At 36.9% G+C, this 24,819-nt stretch carries 22 protein-coding genes; 14 read left to right on the top strand and 8 right to left on the bottom strand.

Annotated elements, in window-relative coordinates; genetic code table 11:
- On the bottom strand, positions 1-1,272 hold the full coding sequence (gene fahA, locus IPP64_04835) for a fumarylacetoacetase (protein ID MBL0328743.1): 1,272 nt from the start codon (positions 1,270-1,272) through the stop codon (positions 1-3).
- Positions 1,273-1,459: 187 nt separating this feature from the next.
- Here fahA and IPP64_04840 point away from each other — a divergent pair, with 187 nt between their 5' ends.
- From IPP64_04840 to IPP64_04865, 6 genes are all read left to right on the top strand, one after another.
- On the top strand, positions 1,460-1,939 hold the full coding sequence (locus IPP64_04840; protein ID MBL0328744.1) for an energy transducer TonB: 480 nt from the start codon (positions 1,460-1,462) through the stop codon (positions 1,937-1,939).
- Positions 1,936-2,376 (top strand): energy transducer TonB, encoded by a 441-nt coding sequence (locus tag IPP64_04845; protein ID MBL0328745.1) that lies wholly within the window; start codon positions 1,936-1,938, stop codon positions 2,374-2,376. Before IPP64_04840 ends, IPP64_04845 begins: the two co-directional genes overlap by 4 nt.
- 54 nt (positions 2,377-2,430) lie before the next feature.
- A complete protein-coding gene (locus IPP64_04850; GenBank protein ID MBL0328746.1) occupies positions 2,431-2,994 on the top strand; it encodes a sigma-70 family RNA polymerase sigma factor in 564 nt (187 codons plus the stop codon).
- A gap of 59 nt (positions 2,995-3,053) precedes the next feature.
- Positions 3,054-4,763: a hypothetical protein gene (locus IPP64_04855; GenBank protein MBL0328747.1), complete on the top strand. Its 1,710-nt coding sequence runs from the start codon at positions 3,054-3,056 to the stop codon at positions 4,761-4,763.
- 152 nt (positions 4,764-4,915) lie between these two features.
- Positions 4,916-5,503: a hypothetical protein gene (locus tag IPP64_04860; GenBank protein ID MBL0328748.1), complete on the top strand. Its 588-nt coding sequence runs from the start codon at positions 4,916-4,918 to the stop codon at positions 5,501-5,503.
- 46 nt (positions 5,504-5,549) lie between these two features.
- Entirely contained in the window at positions 5,550-7,082 is a 1,533-nt protein-coding gene (locus tag IPP64_04865; protein ID MBL0328749.1) for a fused MFS/spermidine synthase, read from the top strand.
- An 8-nt stretch (positions 7,083-7,090) separates the two neighbouring features.
- Here the strand turns inward: IPP64_04865 and IPP64_04870 are convergent, their stop codons facing one another.
- On the bottom strand, positions 7,091-7,636 hold the full coding sequence (locus IPP64_04870) for a hypothetical protein (protein MBL0328750.1): 546 nt from the start codon (positions 7,634-7,636) through the stop codon (positions 7,091-7,093).
- A 66-nt stretch (positions 7,637-7,702) separates the two neighbouring features.
- Between IPP64_04870 and IPP64_04875 the strand changes: the two genes are divergently transcribed.
- The 6 genes from IPP64_04875 (at position 7,703) to IPP64_04900 (ending at position 17,170) form a co-directional block, all read left to right on the top strand.
- Positions 7,703-8,401, top strand: coding sequence for an SDR family oxidoreductase (locus IPP64_04875; GenBank protein MBL0328751.1), 699 nt, complete (start codon positions 7,703-7,705; stop codon positions 8,399-8,401).
- A gap of 108 nt (positions 8,402-8,509) precedes the next feature.
- On the top strand, positions 8,510-12,259 hold the full coding sequence (locus tag IPP64_04880; GenBank protein ID MBL0328752.1) for a gliding motility-associated C-terminal domain-containing protein: 3,750 nt from the start codon (positions 8,510-8,512) through the stop codon (positions 12,257-12,259).
- Between the two features lie 45 nt (positions 12,260-12,304).
- Positions 12,305-13,669 carry a PorP/SprF family type IX secretion system membrane protein gene (locus IPP64_04885; GenBank protein MBL0328753.1) on the top strand — a complete coding sequence of 455 codons (1,365 nt, stop codon included), beginning with the start codon at positions 12,305-12,307 and terminating at the stop codon, positions 13,667-13,669.
- Between the two features lie 111 nt (positions 13,670-13,780).
- Entirely contained in the window at positions 13,781-14,725 is a 945-nt protein-coding gene (locus tag IPP64_04890; GenBank protein MBL0328754.1) for a T9SS type A sorting domain-containing protein, read from the top strand.
- A gap of 58 nt (positions 14,726-14,783) precedes the next feature.
- Entirely contained in the window at positions 14,784-15,875 is a 1,092-nt protein-coding gene (locus IPP64_04895; GenBank protein ID MBL0328755.1) for a hypothetical protein, read from the top strand.
- 35 nt (positions 15,876-15,910) lie between these two features.
- Entirely contained in the window at positions 15,911-17,170 is a 1,260-nt protein-coding gene (locus tag IPP64_04900) for an aminotransferase class V-fold PLP-dependent enzyme (protein ID MBL0328756.1), read from the top strand.
- 47 nt (positions 17,171-17,217) lie between these two features.
- Here IPP64_04900 and IPP64_04905 read toward each other — a convergent pair whose 3' ends face one another.
- The 3 genes from IPP64_04905 to IPP64_04915 all read right to left on the bottom strand — a co-directional run bounded on the left by IPP64_04905 (position 17,218) and on the right by IPP64_04915 (position 20,527).
- Positions 17,218-18,063 (bottom strand): alpha/beta fold hydrolase, encoded by an 846-nt coding sequence (locus IPP64_04905; protein MBL0328757.1) that lies wholly within the window; start codon positions 18,061-18,063, stop codon positions 17,218-17,220.
- An 11-nt stretch (positions 18,064-18,074) separates the two neighbouring features.
- Entirely contained in the window at positions 18,075-18,332 is a 258-nt protein-coding gene (locus IPP64_04910; GenBank protein ID MBL0328758.1) for a hypothetical protein, read from the bottom strand.
- A gap of 137 nt (positions 18,333-18,469) precedes the next feature.
- The gene (locus tag IPP64_04915) at positions 18,470-20,527 is read right to left on the bottom strand and encodes an HDIG domain-containing protein (protein ID MBL0328759.1); all 2,058 of its coding nucleotides are present in this window, start codon (positions 20,525-20,527) and stop codon (positions 18,470-18,472) included.
- A gap of 315 nt (positions 20,528-20,842) precedes the next feature.
- Between IPP64_04915 and IPP64_04920 the strand changes: the two genes are divergently transcribed.
- Positions 20,843-22,021, top strand: coding sequence for an acetyl-CoA C-acyltransferase (locus IPP64_04920; GenBank protein MBL0328760.1), 1,179 nt, complete (start codon positions 20,843-20,845; stop codon positions 22,019-22,021).
- A gap of 151 nt (positions 22,022-22,172) precedes the next feature.
- On the top strand, positions 22,173-22,949 hold the full coding sequence (locus tag IPP64_04925) for a C40 family peptidase (protein ID MBL0328761.1): 777 nt from the start codon (positions 22,173-22,175) through the stop codon (positions 22,947-22,949).
- A 63-nt stretch (positions 22,950-23,012) separates the two neighbouring features.
- Here IPP64_04925 and IPP64_04930 read toward each other — a convergent pair whose 3' ends face one another.
- The 3 genes from IPP64_04930 to IPP64_04940 are packed head-to-tail and all read right to left on the bottom strand — an operon-like array spanning position 23,013 to position 24,815.
- On the bottom strand, positions 23,013-23,678 hold the full coding sequence (locus IPP64_04930) for a YdcF family protein (protein MBL0328762.1): 666 nt from the start codon (positions 23,676-23,678) through the stop codon (positions 23,013-23,015).
- Positions 23,679-23,680: 2 nt separating this feature from the next.
- Positions 23,681-24,550, bottom strand: coding sequence for a UbiA family prenyltransferase (locus tag IPP64_04935; protein MBL0328763.1), 870 nt, complete (start codon positions 24,548-24,550; stop codon positions 23,681-23,683).
- A 4-nt stretch (positions 24,551-24,554) separates the two neighbouring features.
- A complete protein-coding gene (locus IPP64_04940) occupies positions 24,555-24,815 on the bottom strand; it encodes a hypothetical protein (GenBank protein MBL0328764.1) in 261 nt (86 codons plus the stop codon).
- Between the last annotated feature and the right edge of the window lie 4 nt (positions 24,816-24,819).

Here is a 24,819-nt window from a genome sequence, read left to right on the forward strand (position 1 = left end):
TTAGATTGCCGGTAAAACTTTCCCTTTCGCTTCCCCAAATCCTATGCGAATACCTTCTTTTTCGCAATATCCACGAATAATTACGGTGTCGTTATCATTAATGAATTTGCGTTCGCTGCCATCTTTCATCTTCACTGGTTTGGTTCCTCTCCACGAGATTTCGAGCATAGATCCAAATGAATCTGGCGTAGGGCCACTGATTGTTCCGGAGGCCATCATGTCCCCAACATTAATGTTGCAACCATTTACGGTATGGTGAGCCAATTGTTGCTCCATGGTCCAATACATAAATTTATAATTGGAATGCGACACTAAATTTTCTTCTCCTTTTTCCGGTGCAATAAAAACATCCAGGTTGATGTCAATGTTTTTATTTCCGGTATATTCTAAATAAGGTAATACTTTTGGTTCTTGCTTATACCCTGGAACTCGGAATGGTTCCAATGCGTCCATGGTCACCACCCAAGGAGAAACGGTAGACGCAAAATTTTTCGCAAGGAAGGGTCCAAGTGGAACATATTCCCATGTTTGAATGTCGCGCGCACTCCAATCATTAAACAAAACCATTCCAAAAATATGATCTTCAGCAGCAGCAGTTGTTACACTTTCTCCAAGTTGTGTTCCTTTGCCGATAATAAAAGCGGTTTCTAATTCAAAATCCAATAATTTACTAGGTCCAAATACAGGAGGCTCCGTTTCAACCGGTTTTGTTTGTCCTTTAGGACGGTGAAAATCAGTTCCAGAAATAACGATAGAAGAAGCCCTTCCATGGTAACCTACGGGTAAATGTTTCCAGTTCGGTAACAATGCATTATTCGGGTCACGAAACATTGTTCCTACATTGGTAGCATGATCGATGCTGGAATAAAAATCGGTGTAGTCGCCAACTCTTACAGGCATAAGCATTTGTACATTACTAATATATTGAAATACTTTTGCTCTCGCTTCTTTGTTGTCGCGCAAATCAGGGGTGTTTTCATTCAGCAAATGAGAAACCAATTCACGAACAGCAGAAGTTGTTGATTTTCCTAATGCAATAAAATCATTCAAATATTGGTTGGTAAAGATGGAGTTGTCAATTTTTAACTTGTCTAAAAAGCCCAACTTGTTTAATATGGCTAAGTCCAACACTTGATCGCCAATAGCGATACCAACACGCGGACTGGAACTCTGTGTTTTGAAAATACCAAAAGGTAAATTTTGTATAGGGAAATCGCTGTTGGGTTGTACTTCTATCCAGGATTTTAATGAGGGGTCGTTTGCTTTTATCATAGTATTAAATTGAGAGGAACAAAAGTAAGAATTTTTTTGTAGGTGACTGGGTAACGAGGTGATTAAGTGACGATGTAAAGCGAGTTTGATTTAATAAACCCCTTAGTCACCTAGTTTCTTAATCACCTAGTCACTTTTTAAGGTATCTTTTAATTACTTTTACGTTATATCAGTAGAATTCAATAAAATGCAAAAAATAGTCATTCTCTTCTTTTTTATAGTCTCTCTTTCCTGTTTTGCACAGGATACGAAAGGTACAATTAAAGTTAAGAAGGTGGAGTCTGCAAATAAGGATACGGTTGCGTCAAGCAATATTGGTCTTGATACAATGCTAGTTTCAGTAACGGCACCTCTTACAATAGTAGAAAAAATGCCAACTTTCCCAGGTGGTCAAAAAGAAATGGATTCATTTATTCAAAAAAATATAAAGAATCCTACAGTTGAAAAAAAAGGAGGAAATCAAGTTACTGTTTGGGTGACATTTAAAGTTGAGGTGGATGGAACTCTTTCAGATGTAAAGCTTTTAAAAGGAATAAATGGCAGTGTAAATCTTGATTTGGAAGCGATAAGAGTTGTAAAAATGATGCCTAAGTGGAATCCTGGAATGCAAAATGGCAGAAATGTGGAGGTGCAAGTTAATCTACCCATTAACTTTAAATTGAAATGAAAAAGCTATTCTTCATAACTTTTTTAATGTTCTCGATTTCCTGTTTTGCACAGGATACGAAAAGAGGAACGATAAAAGTGAAGAAGGTGGACGTGGCGGAAACGAAGACTCCCAATTTAGCCGGATATGTGAAGGTCGGACAAATGCCGATGTTCCCGGGTGGTCAATCGGAGATGAATGCATTTATTAAAAAGAATCTAAAATATCCCGCTGCAGAAAGGAAAGCAGGAATACAAGGGACGGTACGTGTAAGGTTTACGGTGAACCTCGATGGTGGAATAACAAATGTAAATATTTTAGAAGGGATTCCCGGTGCTCCCGGTTTAGAGCAGGAAGCATTAAGGATTGTTTCGATAATGCCAAAATGGACTCCGGGGTTGAAAAACGATAAGCAAACAATCATGCAATACAATTTGCCGATTAAATTTCAACTTTAGGCTGTATCTTTTTTTAATACCTACGTTATAAGTTCAGAATTCAGAAGATTGTATATGATTGAAACATCAAAATATCATGCAACACAAACCGACTTAGCCAATGAACAGGCTTTAGTTGAGGCGGCTAAAAAGGAGCCGGCAAAGTTTGCGAGCTTGTATGATAAGTATTATGAACAGATTTTCAGATACATCTACCAGCGGGTGGATGACAAAGAACAAGCGTTTGATGCCATGCAGCAGGTTTTTATAAAAGCGTTGGAAAGCTTGCATAAATACGAATTTCGTGGAGTGCCGTTCGCTTCTTGGCTTTATAGAATTGCTTCCAGTGAAGTAAACAACATTTATCGCGCACAAAAGCAACGTACGGTAAATATTGATTCGGTTGGGGTTTACGGAATGATGGAGGAGATGGAAGAAACAAAAATTGATCAATACCATGATAAGATTGTGGAAATTATCGGACAAGAACTTCCGGAAGATGAATTACAATTGATCGAGATGCGCTTTTTTGAAAAGCGTTCTTTTAAAGAAATAGGTGAGATTTTGGAAATTACAGAGAACAATGCAAAAGTGAAGACGTATAGGATTTTAGAGAAGTTGAAGAAAATTATTAAATAATTAGACAAAAAAATAAAAGAACTTGTCGACTTTCACCGACAAGAAATAAAAAGAAACAAATGAAACGAAAAGTAAATTTAAACCGTCCCGAAATCAGCTCAGCAGAAATTGCCAAGCGCAAGGATTTTGATTCGGTTTTAAAACAGAGTGCAAGTGTTGGGGGCAAGCCGTTGATTAAGAAACCCTGGTTTTTGTCGAGTGTAGTTGCTGTAACAATTGCAATTGTTGCAACGGTTGTGTTGTTGAATCAAAACACAAAGACAGATTTGTCTGATACAAACAATCAAGAGCAATTAATGGATAGTGTGGCATTGCAAGCATTCTACAAAGCAGAAGAAGCAAAACCTTGCATCGCTCCTCCAATCAAAGGTTTAAATGTGACGTATACAACCTATACTGTGATAGCAGAAAAAGGAGCAAACTTGGATTATAAAACAGGATCGAAAATCACTATTCCTAAGAATGCATTTACAGATAAAGACGGAAAACTCATAACAGGAGAAGTAGAGTTGCGTTACCGAGAGTTGCACGATGCATTTGATTTTTTTGTGTCCGGAATTCCCATGACCTATGATAGTGCAGGAGTGAAGTATCAGTTTGAGTCGGCTGGAATGATAGAGGTATTGGCATATCAAAATGGAGAAATGCTAACCATGGCTCCTAAAAAAGAAATTGCTTTTGAAATGGCATCAGATTATGATGGGGAGCAATACAATTTTTATAAATTGGATACACTCGCAAACAATTGGAGTTGTTTGGGGAAAGATAAGGTAGTCGCAAAGAAAGATAACTCAAGCAATTTTAAGGATACTATAAGACAAGTGCCTATTCAAGAAAAAATAGAATACAAAACTTTAGAAACTAAAAAAATAGAAGCGAAAAAAGAAAAAGAAGTTCAAGTTGCAGCATTACCGAAAACTGTTTCAGAGCCTGTAAAACCAGCACCAGTAAAAAAAGGGAAATATACATTCAATATAGAAGTGGATGCGAAAGAGTTTCCTGAATTGTCAATTTACAAAGGATTGTTATTTGAAGTTGGAGATGAAAATGCCAATTTTAATAAAGCGATGTATGATGTCACTTGGGATGAAGCAACAGTGAAAGAAGGGGCCAAAGCAGGAGTGAATTACAATCTTACGTTGGTGAAAGGGTTGAAGAAATATGAGCTTGTGGTATACCCTGTTTTTGAAGGTAAAAATTATGAAACAGCACTGGCAACGTATCAGGAAAAATTTAATAAATACAAACTAACGCTTGATAAACGCATTGCAGAGGAGGAACGAATAGAAGAAATCTATCAGGCAAAAGTTGCTGAATTTAAAAAGCAACAAGAAGCAATTGTAAAAGCGAATGAAGAACGAGCTGCCAATTTGTTTAAACAAATGGAAACAACTCAAAAAGTAATGCGGTCGTTTACTGTAAGTAGTTTTGGAGTATTCAATTGTGATAATCCAAGCGCCTATCCAACAGGTGTTTTATGCACGGCAACGATTAAAAATGATTTGAAAAAAGATTTAATGTGCTACGATGTGTATTTGGTGGATAAAGAAAAAAATGGATTGTTTACGTATTATAAAAACCCGGTAACGCGTTTTTCTTTTAATCCGAAGTCAAAAAATATGCTGTGGACTGTTGAAAATGGAATATTGTATTGGTTGAAACCGGAGCAGTTCAATTCCATTAATGGTGGGACAAAAGAATTTGTTATGAATAAAGTTGATCAGAAATTTGAGACGGTAGAGGAGATGAAAGCATATTTTAATTTTTAGATGGAACGCTGATGACCAGAATAAAATGGATTGTCATGGATTTATTATATAACTAAATGCTTGTTGTGTGTCATTTCGTCCCGATAGCTATCGGGACGAGAGGACATATGAGTGTAATTATGATTAATAGCATCAAAACTTATTTCCTTTTATTGTTTATACTCATTTGCAGTATCTCTGTTGCACAAACGGATACAACCCCGGTGCGCGGCACTATAAAAATTGCAAAGGCTAAAGATGGAGAAGTATATGTGAAAGCGGTATGCAAATTTAATATGTACAACGTTGCTGGTGGAAAAGGTGCTTGGGAAAGTGTGGATAAATACCAGCCATTTCCTATTGTAGAAGGATATGCTTATCCTTTTAATTACAATAAATATTTTAATGATTGCTTTAGCAAAAAGGTAATTGAACTGAAAGGGAAGGAGAAAGATACGGTTGTGATGGAAGTGAAAATATTGGAGAACGGCAAAGTGTATATTAAAGATAAAAGTCCGACCATGATGGTAAAAGGTGTACCTGCTACTTATGATAATAAAACGGGTACGTATGAATTAAATAATTTGCATTTAAATTGTTTGAAGTTTTTAAAACAAATTGATAGATGGATTCCGGGTTATATTATTCTTCCTAAAAAGGATAAATACAGAGGCGAGGTGGTGATTAAACCCAACAAAAAAAATGTAGATGTGGTAGGTACCGTTACTGTTTACTTTTCCTATACTCCGTTTGAGGAATAAATTTGTTCCATTTCTCTGTACCTTTTTTTCTCTATCTTTGCTCTGTATGCAAATTTTCAAAAACAAGAATTTTTATTTTTTGCTTTCATTTATTGAAGGTGGTTCTGTAATGGCGGCCGAATTACTAGGTGCAAAAATGTTGGCCCCATATTTTGGCTCCTCGTTGTATGTATGGGCAAGTGTTTTAGCCATTACTTTAGGCGGTTTGGCTGTTGGGTATTATGCCGGTGGAATCGTTTCCTACAAAAGTAAAAATCCGCTTACTTTATTTTATGTTTTATTAGCCGCTGCCGCATTTACGGTTTTGATGCCGTTCTCTTCAAAAATGATTCTGTGGGTTGTTGGTTCACATAGTTTAATTCCTTCTGTAATTGTTTCTGCTTCTTGTATTTTATTTCCACCCGTTTTTATGATGGGAATGGTATCTCCATTAATTATTCGTGCAATTACAGTTGATGTAGAGCAATCCGGAAGGGCTGCCGGTGCCATTTATGCGGTCTCTACTGTAGGTGGTATTCTTGCAACGTTTACGTTTGGATTTTATATTATTCCAAATTTCGGTTTAACATTGCCCGCGATACTAACGGGTATTGTATTAGGAATTATTCCACTTTTTGTTATTATCAAACAAAAACAAATTGCTAAAGCAGCAGGTTTTTTTTTGCTGTGTGTTTGGGCTATTTCGATAGCGTCTCAAAGTTTTTCATCGAATATTAAACGTGTATATGCAGAAGAAGGCTTGCTCGGGCAGGTTGCTGTTTTAGATTATCCGCATTACAATAAAGATACTGTTTTGGATGGTTACAGTCGTTGGCTATTTGTTAACCGTGTTTCACAAACGATGTATGATTCATTGGCGGATGAAACAAATGGTGAAGAAAAATATTTCACCTATGTGTATCGTATCTCTGATTATGTAGATTCATTTCCGAAAGCCTCTAAATCTTTGTTAATCGGTTTAGGTGGTGGGAGTGTTGCTAAGAAATTAATCGAAAAAGGATTTGATGTGGATGTTTGTGAACTTGATCAACGCATTGCAGATGTTGCTAGAGAGTATTTTTATTTGAGTCCGAAAGTAAACATCAAGGTGGATGATGGCAGACATTTTATAAGAAACTGCAAAAAAAAATACGATATTATTGTGTTGGATATGTTCAAAGGAGAAGATCCACCGAACCATGTATTTACAATTGAGTCTTTAACTGCTTTAAAAGAAATGTTAAATCCTGATGGAATTATATTTGTAAATAGTTTGGGTTATTTTGAAGGGAGTATTGGTAAGTCGATGCGTTCGGTTTATAAAACATTTCAAGCAGCCGGATTTAATGTTAAAGCATTAACAACCGATCCCAATCCTGATCAACGTAATATTTTATTTTATGCATCAACAGGTGCAATTCAATCCCATCCGGATTTTATTGATGAAAAGAATATGGATTTAAAAGATGCAGTTGTTTTAAAAGATGAATATCCTGTATTGGATATTCTGAATGCAGAGGCTGCGCAGCGTTGGAGAGTGATGGCGATTCAAAGTTTTAATGTGGATCCGAATCAGCGGGTATTGCCGATTTTCGAATAGCCCTTTTTTTATAATCCAACAACAAATCCAACTCTAAAAATTGGATTTTGATAAGGCGTATAAGCCGATTCGGTGAAATTATATAAAACCATTGCAACGATCCCTGACCGATCACTGATACGCTGGATGTAACCAGCACCAGCCATTAAACTTCCAACATCTACTCTTCTTCTGTAAAAATCAAACGCTTCTAAGTTTAAGTATTCATATTCTGCGTGTCCGAAAAGGTAATCGGTGAAGTTGTATCTTGCGAATACTCTACCACCATAAACATTCGTTTCAAAGTCGTAGTACTTATCGCGGTAACGATAATATTGGTAGGTTGCTCCAATGCCTGCTGAAATTTTCTCTGTAAATTTATAACCAACAAGTGGAGATACGTCTACAAAAGTGACGGTTCCAAATTGTAAGCCCACATTTCCTCCCACAAAAATATTGTCTTTGAAGTTTTTTTTGACAGGCCGTTTTCGAATCATTGCACTATCCTGAGCAATGGAGTTTAGAAATCCAAAGCAAAAAAAAGAAAAACTGATATAGAAAATGAGTTTGCGCATATTGTTGGTGCATAAAGTTACAAAAAAATTGCGTTTCTTTGGCTACTATAATTAATACGTTTAAAAATGAAAATTGTTGTAACAGGAGCAAGTCGGGGGATTGGTTATGAGTTGGTTAAGAACTTAAGTACCAATTCGACACATACCATTTTTGCAGTATCGAGAGATGGGAAGTTGCTTGAGCGCCTTAAAAGCGAGTGTGAAAACAAGAATGTGATTACAATCGAGTGTGATTTAAGTAAGGAAATGTCAATAGTAAGTCTGCTTAATAATTTAAAAAAGCATACCTCCTCAATCGATGCTTTGGTAAATAATGCCGGTGCAATTATTAATAAGCCATTTTCAGAGATTTCGAAGTCGGAGTTAGACTATGTTTTCAATGTAAATGTATTTTCTGTCATCCGCCTAATACAAGGTGTTTTGCCAATGATGGAGGAAAAACAAAAGTCTCACATTGTAAATATCAGCAGTATGGGTGGTTTTCAGGGTAGTGCGAAGTTTGCGGGTTTGTCGGCCTATAGTTCAAGTAAAGCAGCGCTGGTATGTTTGACAGAGTGTTTGGCAGAGGAATTCAAGGATAGGAATATCGCTTTCAATTGTTTGGCGTTGGGGGCTGTTCAAACAGAAATGTTGAGTGAAGCATTTCCTGGGTACAAAGCCCCTGTTTCGGCCAGTGAAATGTCTTTGTATGTATCTGATTTTGTGTTAAATGCACATAAAATAATGAATGGGAAAGTGATTCCCGTTTCATTGAGTACGCCTTAGCGTTTGTATGTAAATTTTTATATATTCGTAACCTTAAAAGCGCCTATTCGTAAAACGTCTCGGTGTTTTTAATAAAAACTAAACTATCTATTCAATTAATTCTACTCTATGAGAAAAATCTTTACGCTCTTTTCCCTTCTACTTATTGGTAAAATTGCATTAGCACAGGATGTTAGCGTTATCGCGATAACTGCACCTGTATCAGGTTGTTCATTAAGCGCTACCTCAAGCGTAACCATCAGCGTTCGAAATGTGGGTTTGACAGATTTAAGTGGTGTGCCATTTGATTTGTCTTATACAATTGATGCTGGTGCGCCAGTAACAGATTTAGGGGTGAGTTTCGCTTCTTTCGCTTCGAACACTACTGTATCTTATACATTTACTGTTCCTGCTGATTTATCATTGCCGGCAACGTATACATTTACGGCATTTTCAACTTTAGGAACCGACATCAATACAACCAATGATGCATTTACCGGTTATACTGTTACTTCTACTGCTTTGTCAGTTGGCGGAACCGTTGCCGGAGGAACCAATGTTTGTAACGGGGCGAACTCTGGAAGTTTAACCCTTTCTGGTCATACTGGTTCGGTTTTGAACTGGGAATATTCAATAGATGGTGGTACCACTTGGATTAGTATTTCCAACACTGGGACAACTCAAAGTTATTTGAATTTAACTGTGCCAACAAGATACAGAGCGCAGGTTCAAAATGGTGTTTGTGCTTCAACCGTTTCTTCTGAAGCCATCATGACCATCGACCCATCTACGGTAGCAGGAACGGTTACAGGTTCTACAACAGTTTGTAGTGGTGCCAATTCCGGAGTTGTTAATTCCGGTGGCGGGCGAGTAGGATCCATCTTAAAATGGCAATTCTCTATAGATGGTGGTTCTACTTGGACGGATATCGCAAATACAACCGCATCTCAATCCTATTTAAATTTAACCCAAACAACTCGTTATCGCTTGCAAGTGCAAAGCGGATCTTGTGTGGCGTTGTTTTCTCCTGCAGCTACCATTACTGTTAATCCTCCATCAGTTGGTGGAACGGTTTCCGGTGGAACCACCGTATGTAGTGGTACAAACAGTGGTAACTTAACCTTGGCAGGTCATACGGGTAGTGTTACTCGTTGGGAATTTTCAACCAACGCTGGTGTGAGTTGGACAAACATTACCAATACAACAACAACGCAATCGTATTTAAACTTAACGGCTACACGTTGGTTTAGAGCATTTGTTACCAGTGCCGGTTGTACAGGAACCTATTCTTCAATTGATTCTATCGTAGTGAATCCAGTTTCAGTTGGAGGAACAATTTCTTCTGCTGCTACAGTATGCTCCGGAGCAAATAGCGGAACACTTACTTTAGCCGGTAATACCGGTACTGTTCAATATTGGGAATTTTCCACAGATGGTGGAGCAACATATACAACCATTGCAAACATCACAAACACACAATCATATTTGAATTTGACAGCAACAACGATTTATCGTGCAAATGTAAAGAGTGGTGCTTGTGCAGCAACGAATTCAGGAACGGTTACAATTACAGTAAGTCCTATTTCTGTTGGAGGAACAACAACAATGAATGATACGGTTTGTAGTGGATCCAATAGTGGAACCATTACCTTGTCCGGTAATATCGGAACCGTTTCTAACTGGCAATCCTCTACCGATGGTATCACCTGGACAACCATCGCAAACACAACAACTTCTCAGTCGTATTTAAACATCTCTTCAACTACTTACTATCAAGCGAATGTAACAAGCGGTGCTTGTCCTTCTGCATTGTCAAGTATTGATACAATTACAATTGATGTTCCTTCTGTTGGAGGATCTGTTACAGCGAGTGCTAATGTTTGTTACGGTAACAATGGAGATACATTATTTTTAACAGGCCATACAGGTAACGTAGTGCGCTGGGAGTATTCAACGGATGGCGGTATCAACTGGATTTCGATTAGCAATACCACTCCAATGTATATTTATTCAAACATTATTATTACAACTGTATATAGAGCGGTTGTTCAAAATGGAGCTTGTTCATCTGTGAACTCTGGTGTTGCTACTTTAACTGTTAATCCTGTTTCTGTGGGAGGTACCATTTCTGGAAGCACAACAGTATGTGGCGGAGCAAACTCCGGTACATTAAACTTGTTTGGATATGTAGGAAGTGTTACAATGTGGGAATCTTCTGTTGATGGTGGTGTTACTTGGACTCCAATTGCGAATACGACTGCCGCAGAAAACTATTTGAATTTATTGTCTACAACTATGTATCGTGCAATCGTTGTAAGTGGCGTTTGTTCAAGCGATACCTCCTTAACTGCGACTATCATTGTTGATAGTCCGCCAATTGGAGGAAATCTTGTTGCGAATGATACAGTGTGTGCAGGCGTAAACTCCGGAACGTTAACTTTAACAGGTTATGTTGGAACCATTATCAATTGGGAAACAACAACCGATGGTGTTACTTGGTTTGCTCTTTCAAATACAACGAATACACAGTCGTATTTAAATTTAATGACAACTACTTATTACAGAGCTTTTGTTAATAGTGGTGTTTGTTTAGGTACGATTTCTAATATTGACACGATCACTGTTGATGCTGCATCTGTTGCAGGTACAATCACTGGTGCTGCTTCAGGATGCGAAGGTGCAAATTCTGGAACATTAACAGCAACAGGAACGGTAGGTTCGGTTGTTGATTGGGAATCTTCTGTTGATGGAGGAGCTACTTGGGTAAGTTTAGCAAATACAACAACAACTCAAACCTATTTAAATTTAGTGGATACAACTTGGTACCGCATTATCGTACAAAGTAATATGTGTACCGCAGACACTTCTGCACCAGCAATGGTGATTGTTTATCCAAAGCCTGTTGGAGCATTTACAGCCGATACAGTTTGTTATGGTAATGCAACAACATTTACAAACACATCCACAATTCCTTCTGGATTTATTCAATTTAATCAATGGGATTTTGGTGATGGAAACAATTCATTAGCGCCAAGTCCAACACATACTTACGGTGCAGCAGGAACATTTACTGTAAGTTTAATGTTAACTTCTAATCAAGGATGTTTAGATACCGTTTCTGTGAATGTTGTGGTAAATGCGTTGCCATCTGCTACTATATCAGCGAGCGGACCATTAGGATTCTGTGCAGGAGATACCTTGACCTTGAGTGCAGTTGCAGGAGCATTTGATTATTTATGGAGTACTACCGATACCGTTCAAAGTCTTTCGGTTTCTACTGCCGGAACATTTGTTCTTACCATTACCGATTCCGTTACCGGTTGTATGAATATGGATTCTGTAACTACAATCGTTTATCCTTCACCTTCCGTATCTGCAGGTGCAGATGTTGAATTAAGTTTAGGAAATACGGTTGATTTAGAAGGTTCCGGTTCAGGTGTAATTACTTGGTTCTGGTTCCCAAATACAGGATTAACCAATGCATCTATTTCTAATCCAACAGCAGCACCACTTGTTACTACCATGTATACATTAACCGGAACCGATGCCAATGGTTGTATGGATGTAGATACAATGACCATTACTGTTGTGATGGATTATAACGTAACCATTTCGAATTTGATGACTCCGAATGACGATGGCTATAATGATCGTTGGGTGATTCAAAACATTGAAAATTATCCTGACACCAAAGTGATTGTTGTTAATCGTGAAGGACAAGAAGTGTTCAGCTCGGATGCTTATGATAACAATTGGGATGGTACCACTAAAACAGGTGGTCGATTACCTGATGGAACTTATTATTATGTAATTCAATTCGCTAATGATGAGAAAATATTAAAAGGGGCCATCACCATTTTAAAAGAAGGCTCTAAATAAATCTAATCAGGTAAAAGAAACAAACAACATTTAAAATTATATCCTATGAGGAATTTAATTATATCATCTGCTCTTATTTTAGTAACAGGAACAACCATTGCTCAGCAAGTTCCATTTAGCAGTCAGTACTATGCAAATCCATTTGTGACCAATCCTGCTTTTACAGGGAATCACGAACGCGTAAATGCATTTTTAACACACCGTTCACAATGGACAGGAATTACCGGTGCACCGCAAACCAGCTATTTAACGTTAGATGGTCCTATTGAAGCAAAAAACATCGGTTTAGGATTAAACCTGTATTCTGATGTGACTGATATTACCAGTCGTGTTGGCGCTTTTGCAAACTACTCTTATAAATTGAAATTAAAAGAAGATCACAATTTGTTTTTTGGTGTGGCCTTAGGAGTAATCAATAATAAAATCGATTTTTCAAAAGCTGTGGTTCGTGATGGTGATGATCCGTTTTTGTATACAGAAGCTCAAAGCAAAGCCGCTTTTTCTGCTGATTTCGGATTAGCATACACTTGGAAAAAATTAGAAATTGGTGTTTGTGCTCCACAAATTTTAGGAAACACCATGAAATACAAAAAAATAGATGATGGTAGCAGTTATTATACTTTTGCTCGTCATTACCAAGGATCAATTAAGTATTCATTTGATGTATCGAAGGAAAAAGAAATATCCGTGTATCCGTTAGTAATGGTGCGTTACGCTACAGGATCTGTTTTTCAGTATGATGGAAATATCGTATTGGACTGGAAAAAAATTGGTTGGGTAGGAGTAACCTACCACAGTAACAATGCAATAGCAATGAGTGCAGGTTTGCGTTATAAGAACATCGCTGTAGGTTATGCGTATGATTTAGGAATTAGTAAAGTGAAAGCATACACCGGTAATACTTCCGAATTTTTATTGAGTTACACCTTTGGTGGTGGTTCAAAAAGTGATGAGGTGATAAAAGAGGATACAAAAGATGCTGTAGTGGATGAAATGATTGCGAAGTTAAAAGCAAAATCAGATACCAGCGAAGCTGAGATTCAACGATTGAAAGAGGCTATTGCGAAATTGCAATCCGGTGAAGGTGCAACAGCAACAAAACCTACAGAAAGTTTAACAGAAAACTTAATGCGTACAGGAAATAGTAGTGATTTCGTTGATGATAACGGAATGAGCATGAGTGCAGGCTTTTATGTTGTGATTGGTACTTTTAGCAGTAAAGACAATGCAAATAAATTCAGAGATGCAAACATTATTAAAGGATACAATAACACTCAAATCGTTCAAAATCATAAAACGAAAGTGTATTATGTATTTGTAAATAAATTTGACAAACAAACCGATGCTGAAGCTGAACAGCTGAAGTTTAAAACAGAATATCCGGATACTTGGTTGCAAAAACTAGAGTAATCATAGGTTTAAATTTTGATTCGCCTCATTTCTTATTAGATTTGAGGCGATTTTTTTCTTTTTTAGTTTAATTTTTTCGAATTTTTATTTACTTATCTAAAACTACTTTCCATGAAAAAAAACTTAACATTATTCGTTTGCATCTTATTATCTTTTTGCTCCTTAAATCTGAAAGCACAATTAACAATTGATACGTTAGCAATTCAAGATTTTGAAATTACACCTGCAACGCCTACTTGGAGTTTTACAGGTCCTGTGATTTATAATTCAGGCACCAGCATACCTACTGCGGCTCCACCTAGCAGTCCGATTGGTATTGGTGCCTCAAGAGCTTGGGAAACAACAACCAATAGCGGAGGATTAGTACTTGATTTTAGCAATGTTCCTGTTGCTTCCGGATACGACAGCGTTCGAGTTCATTTTAATTTAGCCGCAATGAATTTATCAGGTAGTACAGGTGGTCCGGATGATTTGGATTATGTTTTAATGCAATATAGTGTTGATGGTGGAACAACCTTTAGCGGGCGATTGAGAATAAGAGGTGCAATCGCAAACAATAGTTTTTGGGAGTATGCAGCTACCGGTGTAGCAAAAGTATATTATCTGCCAACCACAGAAGCGTTGTTTCAACCAATCACAAGTGGTTTACAAACGACTCTAGGGTATAGCAATTGCGAAATCGTTTTCCCAGGAACTGTCACTCAAGTTCAAATTAGTATTACTTGCAGATCAAGTTCTTCTACTGATACCTGGTTAGTTGATAATGTTATTATTACAGGAGAGTACACTTCCGGTACAGTTGGTATCATAGGTAATGATTTCAATAATGAAATTAAGTTGTTTCCTAATCCAACGAATGACAATGTTACTCTGAGTTTTGAAAAAATTAACGAAACAACAAAGGTTGAGGTGTTAAATGCTTTGGGCCAAGTTGTTTCAAATATGCAAATATCAGCTTTGCAAACAACCATTATTTTGCCTGAAGAAAAAGGCCTGTATTTTATCAAAGTAAATTCTAATAATCAAATGGTTACTCATAAGGTTGTTAAAAAATAAACTGAACTATTAATTCTATTTTTGAGACTGTCATTTTTGACAGTCTTTTTTTTAATCAATGAGAGTATATTTATCATTTTTATTTTTATTGTCTTTTTTCTCTGTTTCAGGGCAATCTACACATGTTCTTTTTGGTGAAAGAGAGGTAAAGCATGAGGCGTTTGCTATCTATCTTGATAAGGATGGTTTTTTGTATCCAGATTGTTTTATTTCAAATACCTCGTTAGATAGTTGTAATGCATCCTTATTAAATTGGTATGCAAAACATCCAAGTGCATTCCTAACAATCTCTAAGCAGTATGGCTGTCAATTTGAAACGTTTACCCGTGAAAATGTAAACGTATTAAATGATTCTATACTTGCTTTTACGAAGCGACTCATTGGTTCTAAAAAAGCTGATTGTGGTTCCGTTAGCTTTCTTATTCATGGCTATCGGAAACCATTTTTGAAAAGTAATAATGATCGCACTTCTCCAAGAGATTATGAAATATTGGAAGAGAAAGTCGGCAAAAGTTTAAAAACAATTTTTGTTGAGGTGTATTGGGATGCCATGTATGATTGTTGTTTTTCAACGAATAGAAAGAATAATAATGCTTTGTTTGATCTTCTCAAAGAAGCTGAAAAAAATTCACTTCCTGTCGGACACACCTTGAGAAAGGTAATTTATAATTTACAATTCGATACCGTTAACATTATCACACATAGCTTAGGCGCAAAAGTGGCGTTGCATGCGTTGTTTGATTTTAGTGAAAGTACAAGTCCTACACCTGTTAACACCCTGATTAATATTTGTTTAATTGCTCCAGCGCTTTCTGTAGACGAAGTATTAAAAAATTACTACAATCGGAGAACGGATTTTGATTTTAAAAGCAAGGATAACTATAGGCTAATGATTGGTTACAATGAACACGATTTTGTACTTCGAAAAAAGGTAGGTTGGTTTGGTCCCGGGCCTTATAAACACTTGAATACAACATTAGGCTGTAATCACAAAGGATGTGTAACAGACTTGAAAGAAAATTTTGAAAAGAAGTTGGTTCATTCACCCATACTCTTGTTTGATTTGGCTTCCGTTGGTCAATGTCATTTAGTAGGATGCTATTGTTCATCAAATCATTTAGATGCGTTGCTCGAAAGTTTGAAAAAATAATTTATTGCAGTATATTTAATATGCATTTTAAAAATATGTCCATGCTGAACAAAAGAAATTTTATTAAGTCGATGCTCTTGTTTTCAACGATTCCGTTTACAGCAAAGGCAAAAAGTATATTGGATGAACTTCCTGAAGGACTGATGAGTAATACGCCCGATGATTTTTGGTTGCAAGTTCGCAATGATTATAAACTGAAGCCTGATTATATAAATTTAGAGAACGGCTATTTCAGTATGATGGCTCAACCTGTTCTAGATAAATACCTAAACGATATTCGAACAATTAATACAGAGGCTTCTTATTATATGCGTACGGTTCAGTATGAAAATAAACAAAAAGTAACCGATCGTTTGGCAGAAGTATTGGGCTGCTCCTCAGAAGAATTGATTATTACACGAAATACAACAGAATCGCTGGATACTATTATTTCCGGAATAGAATGGAAAGCAGGAGATGAAGCAGTGATGGCGGAGCAAGATTATGGAAGTATGCTCGATATGTTCAAACAACAAAGCAAGCGATACGGGATTGTCAATAAAATAGTATCCGTTCCATTGCACCCGAAGTCAGATGAAGAAATTGTTGCATTGTATGAAAATGCAATCACTTCTAAAACTCGATTACTCATGGTTTGTCACATGATTAATATTACCGGCCAAATTCTACCAATAAAAAAAATCTCTGAGATGGCACATCGTAAAGGTGTAGAAGTGATGGTAGATGGTGCGCATGCGGTGGCGCATTTTGATTTTAAAATTTCGGAACTTGGTTGCGACTATTATGGCAGCAGTTTGCATAAATGGTTAGGTACTCCCATGGGAGCCGGAATATTGTATGTGCGAAAAGATAAAATAAAAACAATCTGGCCGATTTATGGTGAATATGGTTTTCCGGAAACGGATATAAAAAAGTTGAATCATACCGGTACACATCCGGTTGCAACAGATATCGCGATTCATCATGCAATTGATTACCATCAAATGATTGGTATAAAAAGAAAGGAAGAACGATTGCGTTATTTGCAAACATTCTGGACTTCAAAGGTAACGGATATAAAAAAAGTATATCTGAATACGCCAACGGATCCTTCCAGACATTGTGGAATCGCCAACGTTGGAATCGAAGGCATCAAACCTGCTGAATTAGCAAAAACGTTATTCGATAAATATAAAATCTGGACCGTTGCGATTGATTCGGCAAATGTTCGTGGTGTGAGGGTCACGCCACATGTTTATACAACAACCGCGGAATTGACTGTTTTTATTAAAGCATTAAAGGAGATTGCTGGTTAGTTTTTACAATCACTTCTTAGTAATGTTTAGCCCCTATCGTTTGTAAGCTATACAACCAACATTTCCTCTTTTACTAAGCTCTTAATAAAATGATCGAGATATTTATTGAACTGTTCTGGTTGTTCTAAGTTGGACATATGCCCGGCATTTTCAATAATATAGAGTTTGGCATTTTCAATATTTTTATGCATGAATTCAGCTTGTTCAACTGGGGTAATTGCATCGTTTCTACCACTTAAAATTAACGTTGGCACATTGATTTCACATAAAGTAGTGAAGGTTTCCCATCGTTGAGAAATGGCGGCCAATCCTCCTGCAATTGTAAATGGAGAGGTGTTGAGGATAATGGCTCTTGCTTTTTCTACGATTTCAGGTTTTAGTTGGATTGATTCCGGACAAAAAACAGAACCAAGGAATGTTTCAGTGAATTCATTTATTTTTCCCGATTTTACTTGTGAAATAACTTCATTTCGTTTTTCTTTTAATTCGGTTGAGTCTGCAATGCACTGTGTGTCGCATAAAATTAAAGCTTCAAATCTTTTTGCATAGCGAGATGTAGCACTTAACAAGGTGTAGCCCCCCATTGAGAAACCGCAAACAATCGCTTTTTCTATGAACAAGGCGTCCATGAAATTTAATAAATCGTCAGCAAACAACCGGATACTTTGTTCGTCTTCACCTGCGCTTGATTTTCCGTATCCTCGAATGTCATAAGCAATCACTCGGTTTGTTTTTTTTAACTGCTCCATCTGCACATCCCACATCGATTTATCAAATGGGAATCCATGAATAAAAATGATTGGGATTTCACCAGTGCCAAAATCATCATAACACGTTGTCATTCCGTTTAACGTAATACTAATATCTTTTCCTATTGGGTGTATTGGTTCCATGGTCGTTTTTTTTAGTAAATGTAATTCGTCTTATTTTGTTGTATGTTCGAAAAGAAGCTGAAAGAGATTCGTAAATCATTGTTCTTTTTTGTTGTTTCTTGATCCGCATCCAACTGTTCTATTTCTTTTTCAGTTTTTAATTTGATTTTAGTTTGCTTGTCTTGAGGTTTCTCAATGGTTAATAGGGAACCCTCTTGTTCTGATTCACTGATTTCTTTCTTTTTATCAGGGTTGTTCAGTGCGTTACGGTCTAGGTGAATAGGTTCCATCTAAGTCTATATTTTGTGTAAATTATTATAGAACAAAGTTGGTAAGAAGAAAATATCAATGTGTTGCAAAACAATGTTGTAAACTTGCAAGATTCACACTTTTTGTGGAAATGAAATTTGGAAGTGTTGAAAAGTGATTATCGGGGATACTCTACTCTTACGTGATACACATTCATTAATTTTTTCTTAAAAATCTTTTTAAGTGTATTGATATCTTTAAACGTGATATCGGCATTGGCGTATTGATTTTGCTCAATTTGTGTGTTGATAATTCGCTCTACTAAATTGTCGATGCTTTCGGCATCATACTTTTTTAAACTACGAGAGGCAGCTTCTACCGAATCTGCCATCATTAATACTGCAGTTTCTTTTGAAAATGGAATCGGCCCAGGATAGTGAAATTTGGATTCGTCAATTTGTTCTTCGGGGAATGCATTTTGAAACGAACGATAAAAGTAACCCGTAATACTTGTTCCATGGTGTGTGCGGATAAAGTCGATGATTTGTTCAGGAAGGTTGTTGCGTTTTGCAATCTCAATTCCTTTAATGACGTGGGAAATAATCATCGCTGCACTTTCGTCAAAGCTCATTTCATCATGTGGATTAATCCCGTTAGCTTGGTTCTCGATAAAATACATCGGCATTTCCATTTTACCGATATCGTGGTACAAGGCTCCTGTTCTAACAAGTAAAGTGTTGCCACCAATTGTATAGATAGCTTCTTCCGCAAGATTGGCAACTTGCAAGGAGTGCTGGAAGGTTCCCGGAGCACGAGATGCTAATTCACGTAATAGTTTTCCATTAGTATCGGATAATTCCAGAAGTGACACATCGGAAATGAATCCAAATAATTTTTCGAAAACAAAAATAAGCGGATAAGAAAATAAGGTAAGCAATGCGCTAATTCCAAACCAAGCGAAATCTTCCAATAAAATGGCATCGCTGCCTCCTTCTTGAATAATCGTGATGCCAACGAATGCAATGCTGTAGGTTAAAAATATAAATCCGGATGAAATGAATATTTGCGAACGGTTGCGCATATTTACAATACTAAAAATTGCAACCATGCCTCCTAGTAATTGAATGAAAGTAAATTCAAAGCGGTCGGGTGCCATAAACGAAACAATCAGTACTGTGACCAAGTGCGTAAAAAGCGCGATTCGGGTATCATAAAATGCACGAACAATTATGGGTAAAATACAAAAAGGTAATAGGTAAATGCTGAACGACTGTGAGCCATTTGAGAAGTGAGCCATCAAAACTTGTAAGAAGACCAATATCAAAATGAATGTAATTTTTGCATTGTCTAAGAAAATATCTTTTCTGAAAAAGCCCAAAAAGGCAATTAAAACAAATAAGCAAGAAGTTACAATCATTACTTGTCCTAATAAAATAAATAGGTAACTGCTAGAGTTGCCACTCTGTCCTTCATACTCTGATTTTAAAGATTCCAAAATTTGAAATTTATGCGCATCAATAATTTCACCTTTTGAAATAATACTTTGTTCTTTTAGTATTTTATCTCGCGAAGGCGAAATATCATCAATGCTTTGTTTTAATATTTTATCAGATGTTCCTTTGTCGTAGAAGATGGTATGAGCAATACAGTTTTCAAGAATTGGTAACAGTTGTTTGGAATCGTTGTTGTTTGCCAGTTGCGCCTGTTGGTATTCAAAGGCAGAAGTAATTGTGTAGAAATCGCGCAATTCATGCTCTTCAGCAATGTTGTTGTCAATTACATAAATGGAGAAATCAGAAGATTTATTGTCGATAACAGCATTTGGTTCAAGTATTCCTTTTTTATAGATAGAATCTAAAATTTGTTCGCCAATCGCCAACGCTTTTGTTTGGATTGTTTTGTTTTTTTTGGTATCCCAGGTTTTTTCAATTTCAAATTTTAGTTGTTTCTTTTTTGCTTCCACAATTGACTTGTCGAATTTGAAGTAAGGCTTAGCGTTGGCAAGAATTTCAGATTTTTCTTTTTGTAGTTCATCCGCTGATTTTTTTATAGCAAAATCGAACGGTGCAATTAAATCTTCATGTAACCAAGGTTTGCCTTTTAAGTTTTGAAATTCATACTTAAATTTTCCTTGCTTGGGGAAAATGAATACGATAGCAGCAACCGCAATACAAAAAAGAATGCCTTTGTATATTTCAGGATGAGAATGGCGGATGAAAGAGATAAATTTTTTCATGATTTTAATTGTCAGTACGAAAATAACCAATTAATGAGGATTTTTAAGAGGACGTAGTGGCAAGTTTGTGCACAGGTTTATTCACAATGGTAGGTGGAACCTGTCTACAGCCATGCGCGTGTGGATGACACCAATAAAACGGTTAAAAAACGATTGTTTTTTAACTGTCCCTTTAAAACAAAGGTCTTTAAGCCTTATGCAGTGCATATCAATTTGAGTTTAACAATTTGTTAAAAGCCCGAATAATGCTTAAATTTGCCTCTATTATAAATCTCTATCTCGATTGCTATCGGGACTAAAATCAATAAATCAATTATGAAAGAAGTATACATTATCTCTGCAGTTCGAACACCATTGGGAAGTTTTGGCGGAGCACTAGCAGGCGTTTCTGCAACTAAATTAGGAGCAGTAGCAATCAAAGGAGCATTGGCAAAAGCCGGTGTTGATGGAAAAGAAGTACAGGAAGTTTATATGGGGAGTGTCTTGCAAGCGAATTTGGGACAAGCTCCTGCACGTCAGGCTGCAATTTTTGCAGGTTTACCAAATACCGTTCAGTGCACCACAATCAATAAGGTATGTGCATCCGGAATGAAAGCAATTATGATTGGCGCACAAAGTATTATGTTGGGTGATGCTGATGTAGTTGTTGCCGGTGGAATGGAAAATATGAGTCAGGTTCCTTTTTATTCTGAAAACATGCGTTGGGGGAATAAATATGGTAACGTTACAATGATTGATGGTTTGGCAAAAGACGGATTAACGGATGTTTACCATAATTATCCGATGGGAAATGCCGCGGATTTATGTGCGAAAGAATGTAACATCTCTCGCGAAGAACAAGATGCATTTGCAATCGAATCGTATAAACGTTCACAAGCAGCTTGGGCTGCAGGAAAATTTAATGATGAAATTGTTCCCGTTGAAATTCCTCAACGTAAAGGCGATCCAATCATTATGAAAGAGGATGAAGAATATAAAAATGTTCGTTTTGATAAAATTCCTGAATTGAAAGGGGCATTTTCAAAAGACGGAACAGCAACTGCGGCCAACTCTTCTACAATGAATGATGGAGCAGCAGCAGTTGTATTGATGAGCAAAGAAAAAGCGGAAAAATTAGGTGTGAAACCAATCGCGATTCTTCGTGGTTCTGCGGATGCAGAACATGCACCGGAGTGGTTTACCACAGCACCTTCTTTAGCAGTTCCAAAAGCTGTTTCAAAAGCAGGGTTGACATTAGGTGATATTCATTATTTTGAATTAAACGAAGCCTTTTCAACTGTTGGAATCGTGAACATGCAAAAAATGAAATTGGATGCAAGCAAAGTAAACGTAAATGGTGGTGCTGTTTCCTTGGGTCATCCTTTAGGTTGTTCCGGAGCGCGTATCATTGTTACGTTAATTCATGTATTAAAACAAAACAAAGCGAAGTATGGTGCTGCCGGAATTTGTAATGGTGGTGGAGGAGCGAGTGCTGTTGTTGTTGAGAATGTTTAAGATTACTTAATAAATGTTATATGGTTGTCATTTCGAACAGCGTGGAGAAATCTAGATATGAATTGAAGTCAATGTCTAATTAGATTCCTCCACGATAGTCGGAATGACAATTTTAACAATGTTTTTGTTTTAAACTAAGAGTCTTAGTTGTATGTTCGGAATTTGTAACTTAAGCATCGTCCCTTGCAGAAAAGAACCTTCGGATCGTTCCGAAATGGTTACTCAATTGCTATTTGGCGATCACTTTGAGCTTTTGGAAGTACAAGGTTCGTGGTGTAGAATTAAAATTGCCTACGATGCCTACGAATGTTGGATTGACAAAAAACAGTTTCTCCCGATTGCTCAACCTACATTTGATATTCTAAATTCGACTGAAGCATATTGTGTGAATGAGTTGATTCAGATCGTTTCCGATACAAAACTATCCCAGCTTTTTCCGGTTTCAATTGGTAGCACACTTCCAAATTTTGATAATGGCGAATGTGCAATTGAAAATTCTACTTATTCATATGATGGTGCTTATGTAACCGGACTGTTACCATTTTCTAAAAATGGAATTATTGATACAGCGATGATGTATTTGAATGCTCCGTATTTATGGGGTGGAAAAACACCATTCGGTATTGATTGTTCCGGTTTTTCTCAGATGGTCTATAAGCTCAACGGGGTAAAGATTAAACGCGATGCCTATCAGCAAGCGGAAGAAGGCGAAACGCTTAGTTTTGTGGAAGAAGCGGAGCCCGGTGATTTGGCTTTTTTTGATAATGATGAAGGGAAGATTGTACATGTTGGAATTGTAATGGACAATAATAAAATCATTCACGCTTCAGGAAAAGTTCGCATCGATGGTTTTGATCATCAAGGGATTTTTAACAACGATAAACGAGATTATTCTCACCGTTTGAGATTGTTGAAAAGGATTATCTGATGGAACGCGGATAGCGCTGATTCAGCCAATTAAAGCGGATTGATTTCTCTCTAATAGTCGCGACTAAAGTTTAATCAGAATTTTCTCTCCTAAAAATTTGGGTTGCTTATGCAATAAATACAAATCCAAAACTGCTTTAAACTTTGCGAAATGCTCCCGTGTTCGGGTCTTTAATGAAAAAGCATCCGGTACATCTTTGGCATTGAATGCCACAACTTCCATTTCATAAAAATTTCCAATAAATACAGCTCGCTCATTATGGAAACGTTGCGAGATGACAGTGATTTTGTTTTGGCCGAATACTTTCAAACAACGAACCATCGAGTCCAAGGTTCTGAATCCTGCATAATCTTGTGTAATGCAACTGTCGGGTACACCCAATGCTACTAATGCTTCTCGCATGTCGGTGGCCTCATCGTATTCTTTTTTCGAATTGTCGCCACTCACAATAATGTGTTTTATTTTTCCTGCTTTGTATAAATTAGCAGCTGCTTCAATACGATATTTGAAAAATAAGTTTTCACTCCCGTTGCGCAAGGTTTTACTCGCTCCTAATAGCAAGGCAACATCATTTTGAGGAATCAATGAGGTGTCGGAATAAATTTGTGCTTTGGTACTTTTGATAATCCAATAATTACTGAGAATAATGGATAGAATAAGGATCACAACTAGTATAAACGACCATTTGACTAATTTTTTAAAAGGGAGGGATTTTATTTTTTGGAACATTGCTAAACGTACAAATCAATCAGAACAAAAGCTGCAAATACAACACTTGCGATTCCGTTGGTGGTGAAAAAGGCCAGATTTACTTTTGATAAATCATTCGGCTTTACCAAGGTATGCTGATAGAATAATAGCAATGCATATACAACAGCACCGCCCCAATACCAGAATCCAAATTCTGCATAGATGCCGGCATATACAACAAATGCGACACTTATTACATGCAAAATATTAGAAAGCATTAATGCGCCTTTTTTTCCAAGCATTACCGGAATGGATTTCAAGTTTTGTGATCGATCAAAATCTTCGTCTTGCAAGGCATAAATAATATCAAAGCCACTTACCCAAAATAAAACGGCAAAGGAGAAGAAGAGTGGTAGCCAATTAAATTCACCTGTAACTGCAAGGTATGCGCCAATGGGTGCAAGCGATAATCCCAATCCTAAAACCAAATGGCACAATGCTGTAAAACGTTTGGTTAAACTGTATCCTAAAACAACCAGAAGTGCTACCGGTGATAAATAAAAACAAAGTGGATTAATAAAATAAGTTGCGCTAACAAATAAAACACAGTTGGCAATCACAAAAATTAATGCTGATTGAGGCTTTACAATTCCAGCCGGAATTTCACGGATCGCTGTTCGTGCATTTTGTTCGTCAATTCTTCTGTCGATGTACCTGTTAAACGCCATAGCTGCGCTTCTTGCGAATACCATACATAAAACAACTAATGCAAATAGCTTGATGTTGAAGGTTGCTTCGGTATAGGTAATTGCCAAAAAGTAACCGATGATGGCAAATGGCAAAGCAAAAATAGTATGACTAAATTTTACGAGTGAAAGATAATTACTGATGGTATTAGGTTTTGCATCCATGCGTTTATCGTTTGCTCATAATAATGATTGCCAATACTAGGATAATTGGAATAGAGCTTAATAGAATTCCGATAACACCCAGGCTAAGTTTCTTTTTACTTATCCCATATTTGGTGTCGAAATAAACATAGGTCGTTGATGTTAACATTCCTAAAAATCCGGTTGGTAGCGAAAGAAATAGGCCGTAAGGCATCACACAAAGCAAAGCAGAGATTATTCCCAATGAAAGTGCAATAATTCCTAAAATTTTAATTCTTTTTTCCATACGA

This window comes from Bacteroidota bacterium (assembly GCA_016722565.1).
GTDB lineage: Bacteria > Bacteroidota > Bacteroidia > 2-12-FULL-35-15 > 2-12-FULL-35-15 > 2-12-FULL-35-15.

Coding starts and splice junctions, on each gene's coding strand:
- fahA (MBL0328743.1), bottom strand. CDS start 1,272: ATGATAAAAGCAAACGACCCCTCATTAAAATCCTGGATAGAAGTACAA.
- IPP64_04840 (MBL0328744.1), top strand. CDS start 1,460: ATGCAAAAAATAGTCATTCTCTTCTTTTTTATAGTCTCTCTTTCCTGT.
- IPP64_04845 (MBL0328745.1), top strand. CDS start 1,936: ATGAAAAAGCTATTCTTCATAACTTTTTTAATGTTCTCGATTTCCTGT.
- IPP64_04850 (MBL0328746.1), top strand. CDS start 2,431: ATGATTGAAACATCAAAATATCATGCAACACAAACCGACTTAGCCAAT.
- IPP64_04855 (MBL0328747.1), top strand. CDS start 3,054: ATGAAACGAAAAGTAAATTTAAACCGTCCCGAAATCAGCTCAGCAGAA.
- IPP64_04865 (MBL0328749.1), top strand. CDS start 5,550: ATGCAAATTTTCAAAAACAAGAATTTTTATTTTTTGCTTTCATTTATT.
- IPP64_04870 (MBL0328750.1), bottom strand. CDS start 7,636: ATGCGCAAACTCATTTTCTATATCAGTTTTTCTTTTTTTTGCTTTGGA.
- IPP64_04875 (MBL0328751.1), top strand. CDS start 7,703: ATGAAAATTGTTGTAACAGGAGCAAGTCGGGGGATTGGTTATGAGTTG.
- IPP64_04880 (MBL0328752.1), top strand. CDS start 8,510: ATGAGAAAAATCTTTACGCTCTTTTCCCTTCTACTTATTGGTAAAATT.
- IPP64_04885 (MBL0328753.1), top strand. CDS start 12,305: ATGAGGAATTTAATTATATCATCTGCTCTTATTTTAGTAACAGGAACA.
- IPP64_04890 (MBL0328754.1), top strand. CDS start 13,781: ATGAAAAAAAACTTAACATTATTCGTTTGCATCTTATTATCTTTTTGC.
- IPP64_04895 (MBL0328755.1), top strand. CDS start 14,784: ATGAGAGTATATTTATCATTTTTATTTTTATTGTCTTTTTTCTCTGTT.
- IPP64_04900 (MBL0328756.1), top strand. CDS start 15,911: ATGTCCATGCTGAACAAAAGAAATTTTATTAAGTCGATGCTCTTGTTT.
- IPP64_04905 (MBL0328757.1), bottom strand. CDS start 18,063: ATGGAACCAATACACCCAATAGGAAAAGATATTAGTATTACGTTAAAC.
- IPP64_04910 (MBL0328758.1), bottom strand. CDS start 18,332: ATGGAACCTATTCACCTAGACCGTAACGCACTGAACAACCCTGATAAA.
- IPP64_04915 (MBL0328759.1), bottom strand. CDS start 20,527: ATGAAAAAATTTATCTCTTTCATCCGCCATTCTCATCCTGAAATATAC.
- IPP64_04920 (MBL0328760.1), top strand. CDS start 20,843: ATGAAAGAAGTATACATTATCTCTGCAGTTCGAACACCATTGGGAAGT.
- IPP64_04925 (MBL0328761.1), top strand. CDS start 22,173: ATGTTCGGAATTTGTAACTTAAGCATCGTCCCTTGCAGAAAAGAACCT.
- IPP64_04930 (MBL0328762.1), bottom strand. CDS start 23,678: ATGTTCCAAAAAATAAAATCCCTCCCTTTTAAAAAATTAGTCAAATGG.
- IPP64_04935 (MBL0328763.1), bottom strand. CDS start 24,550: ATGGATGCAAAACCTAATACCATCAGTAATTATCTTTCACTCGTAAAA.
- IPP64_04940 (MBL0328764.1), bottom strand. CDS start 24,815: ATGGAAAAAAGAATTAAAATTTTAGGAATTATTGCACTTTCATTGGGA.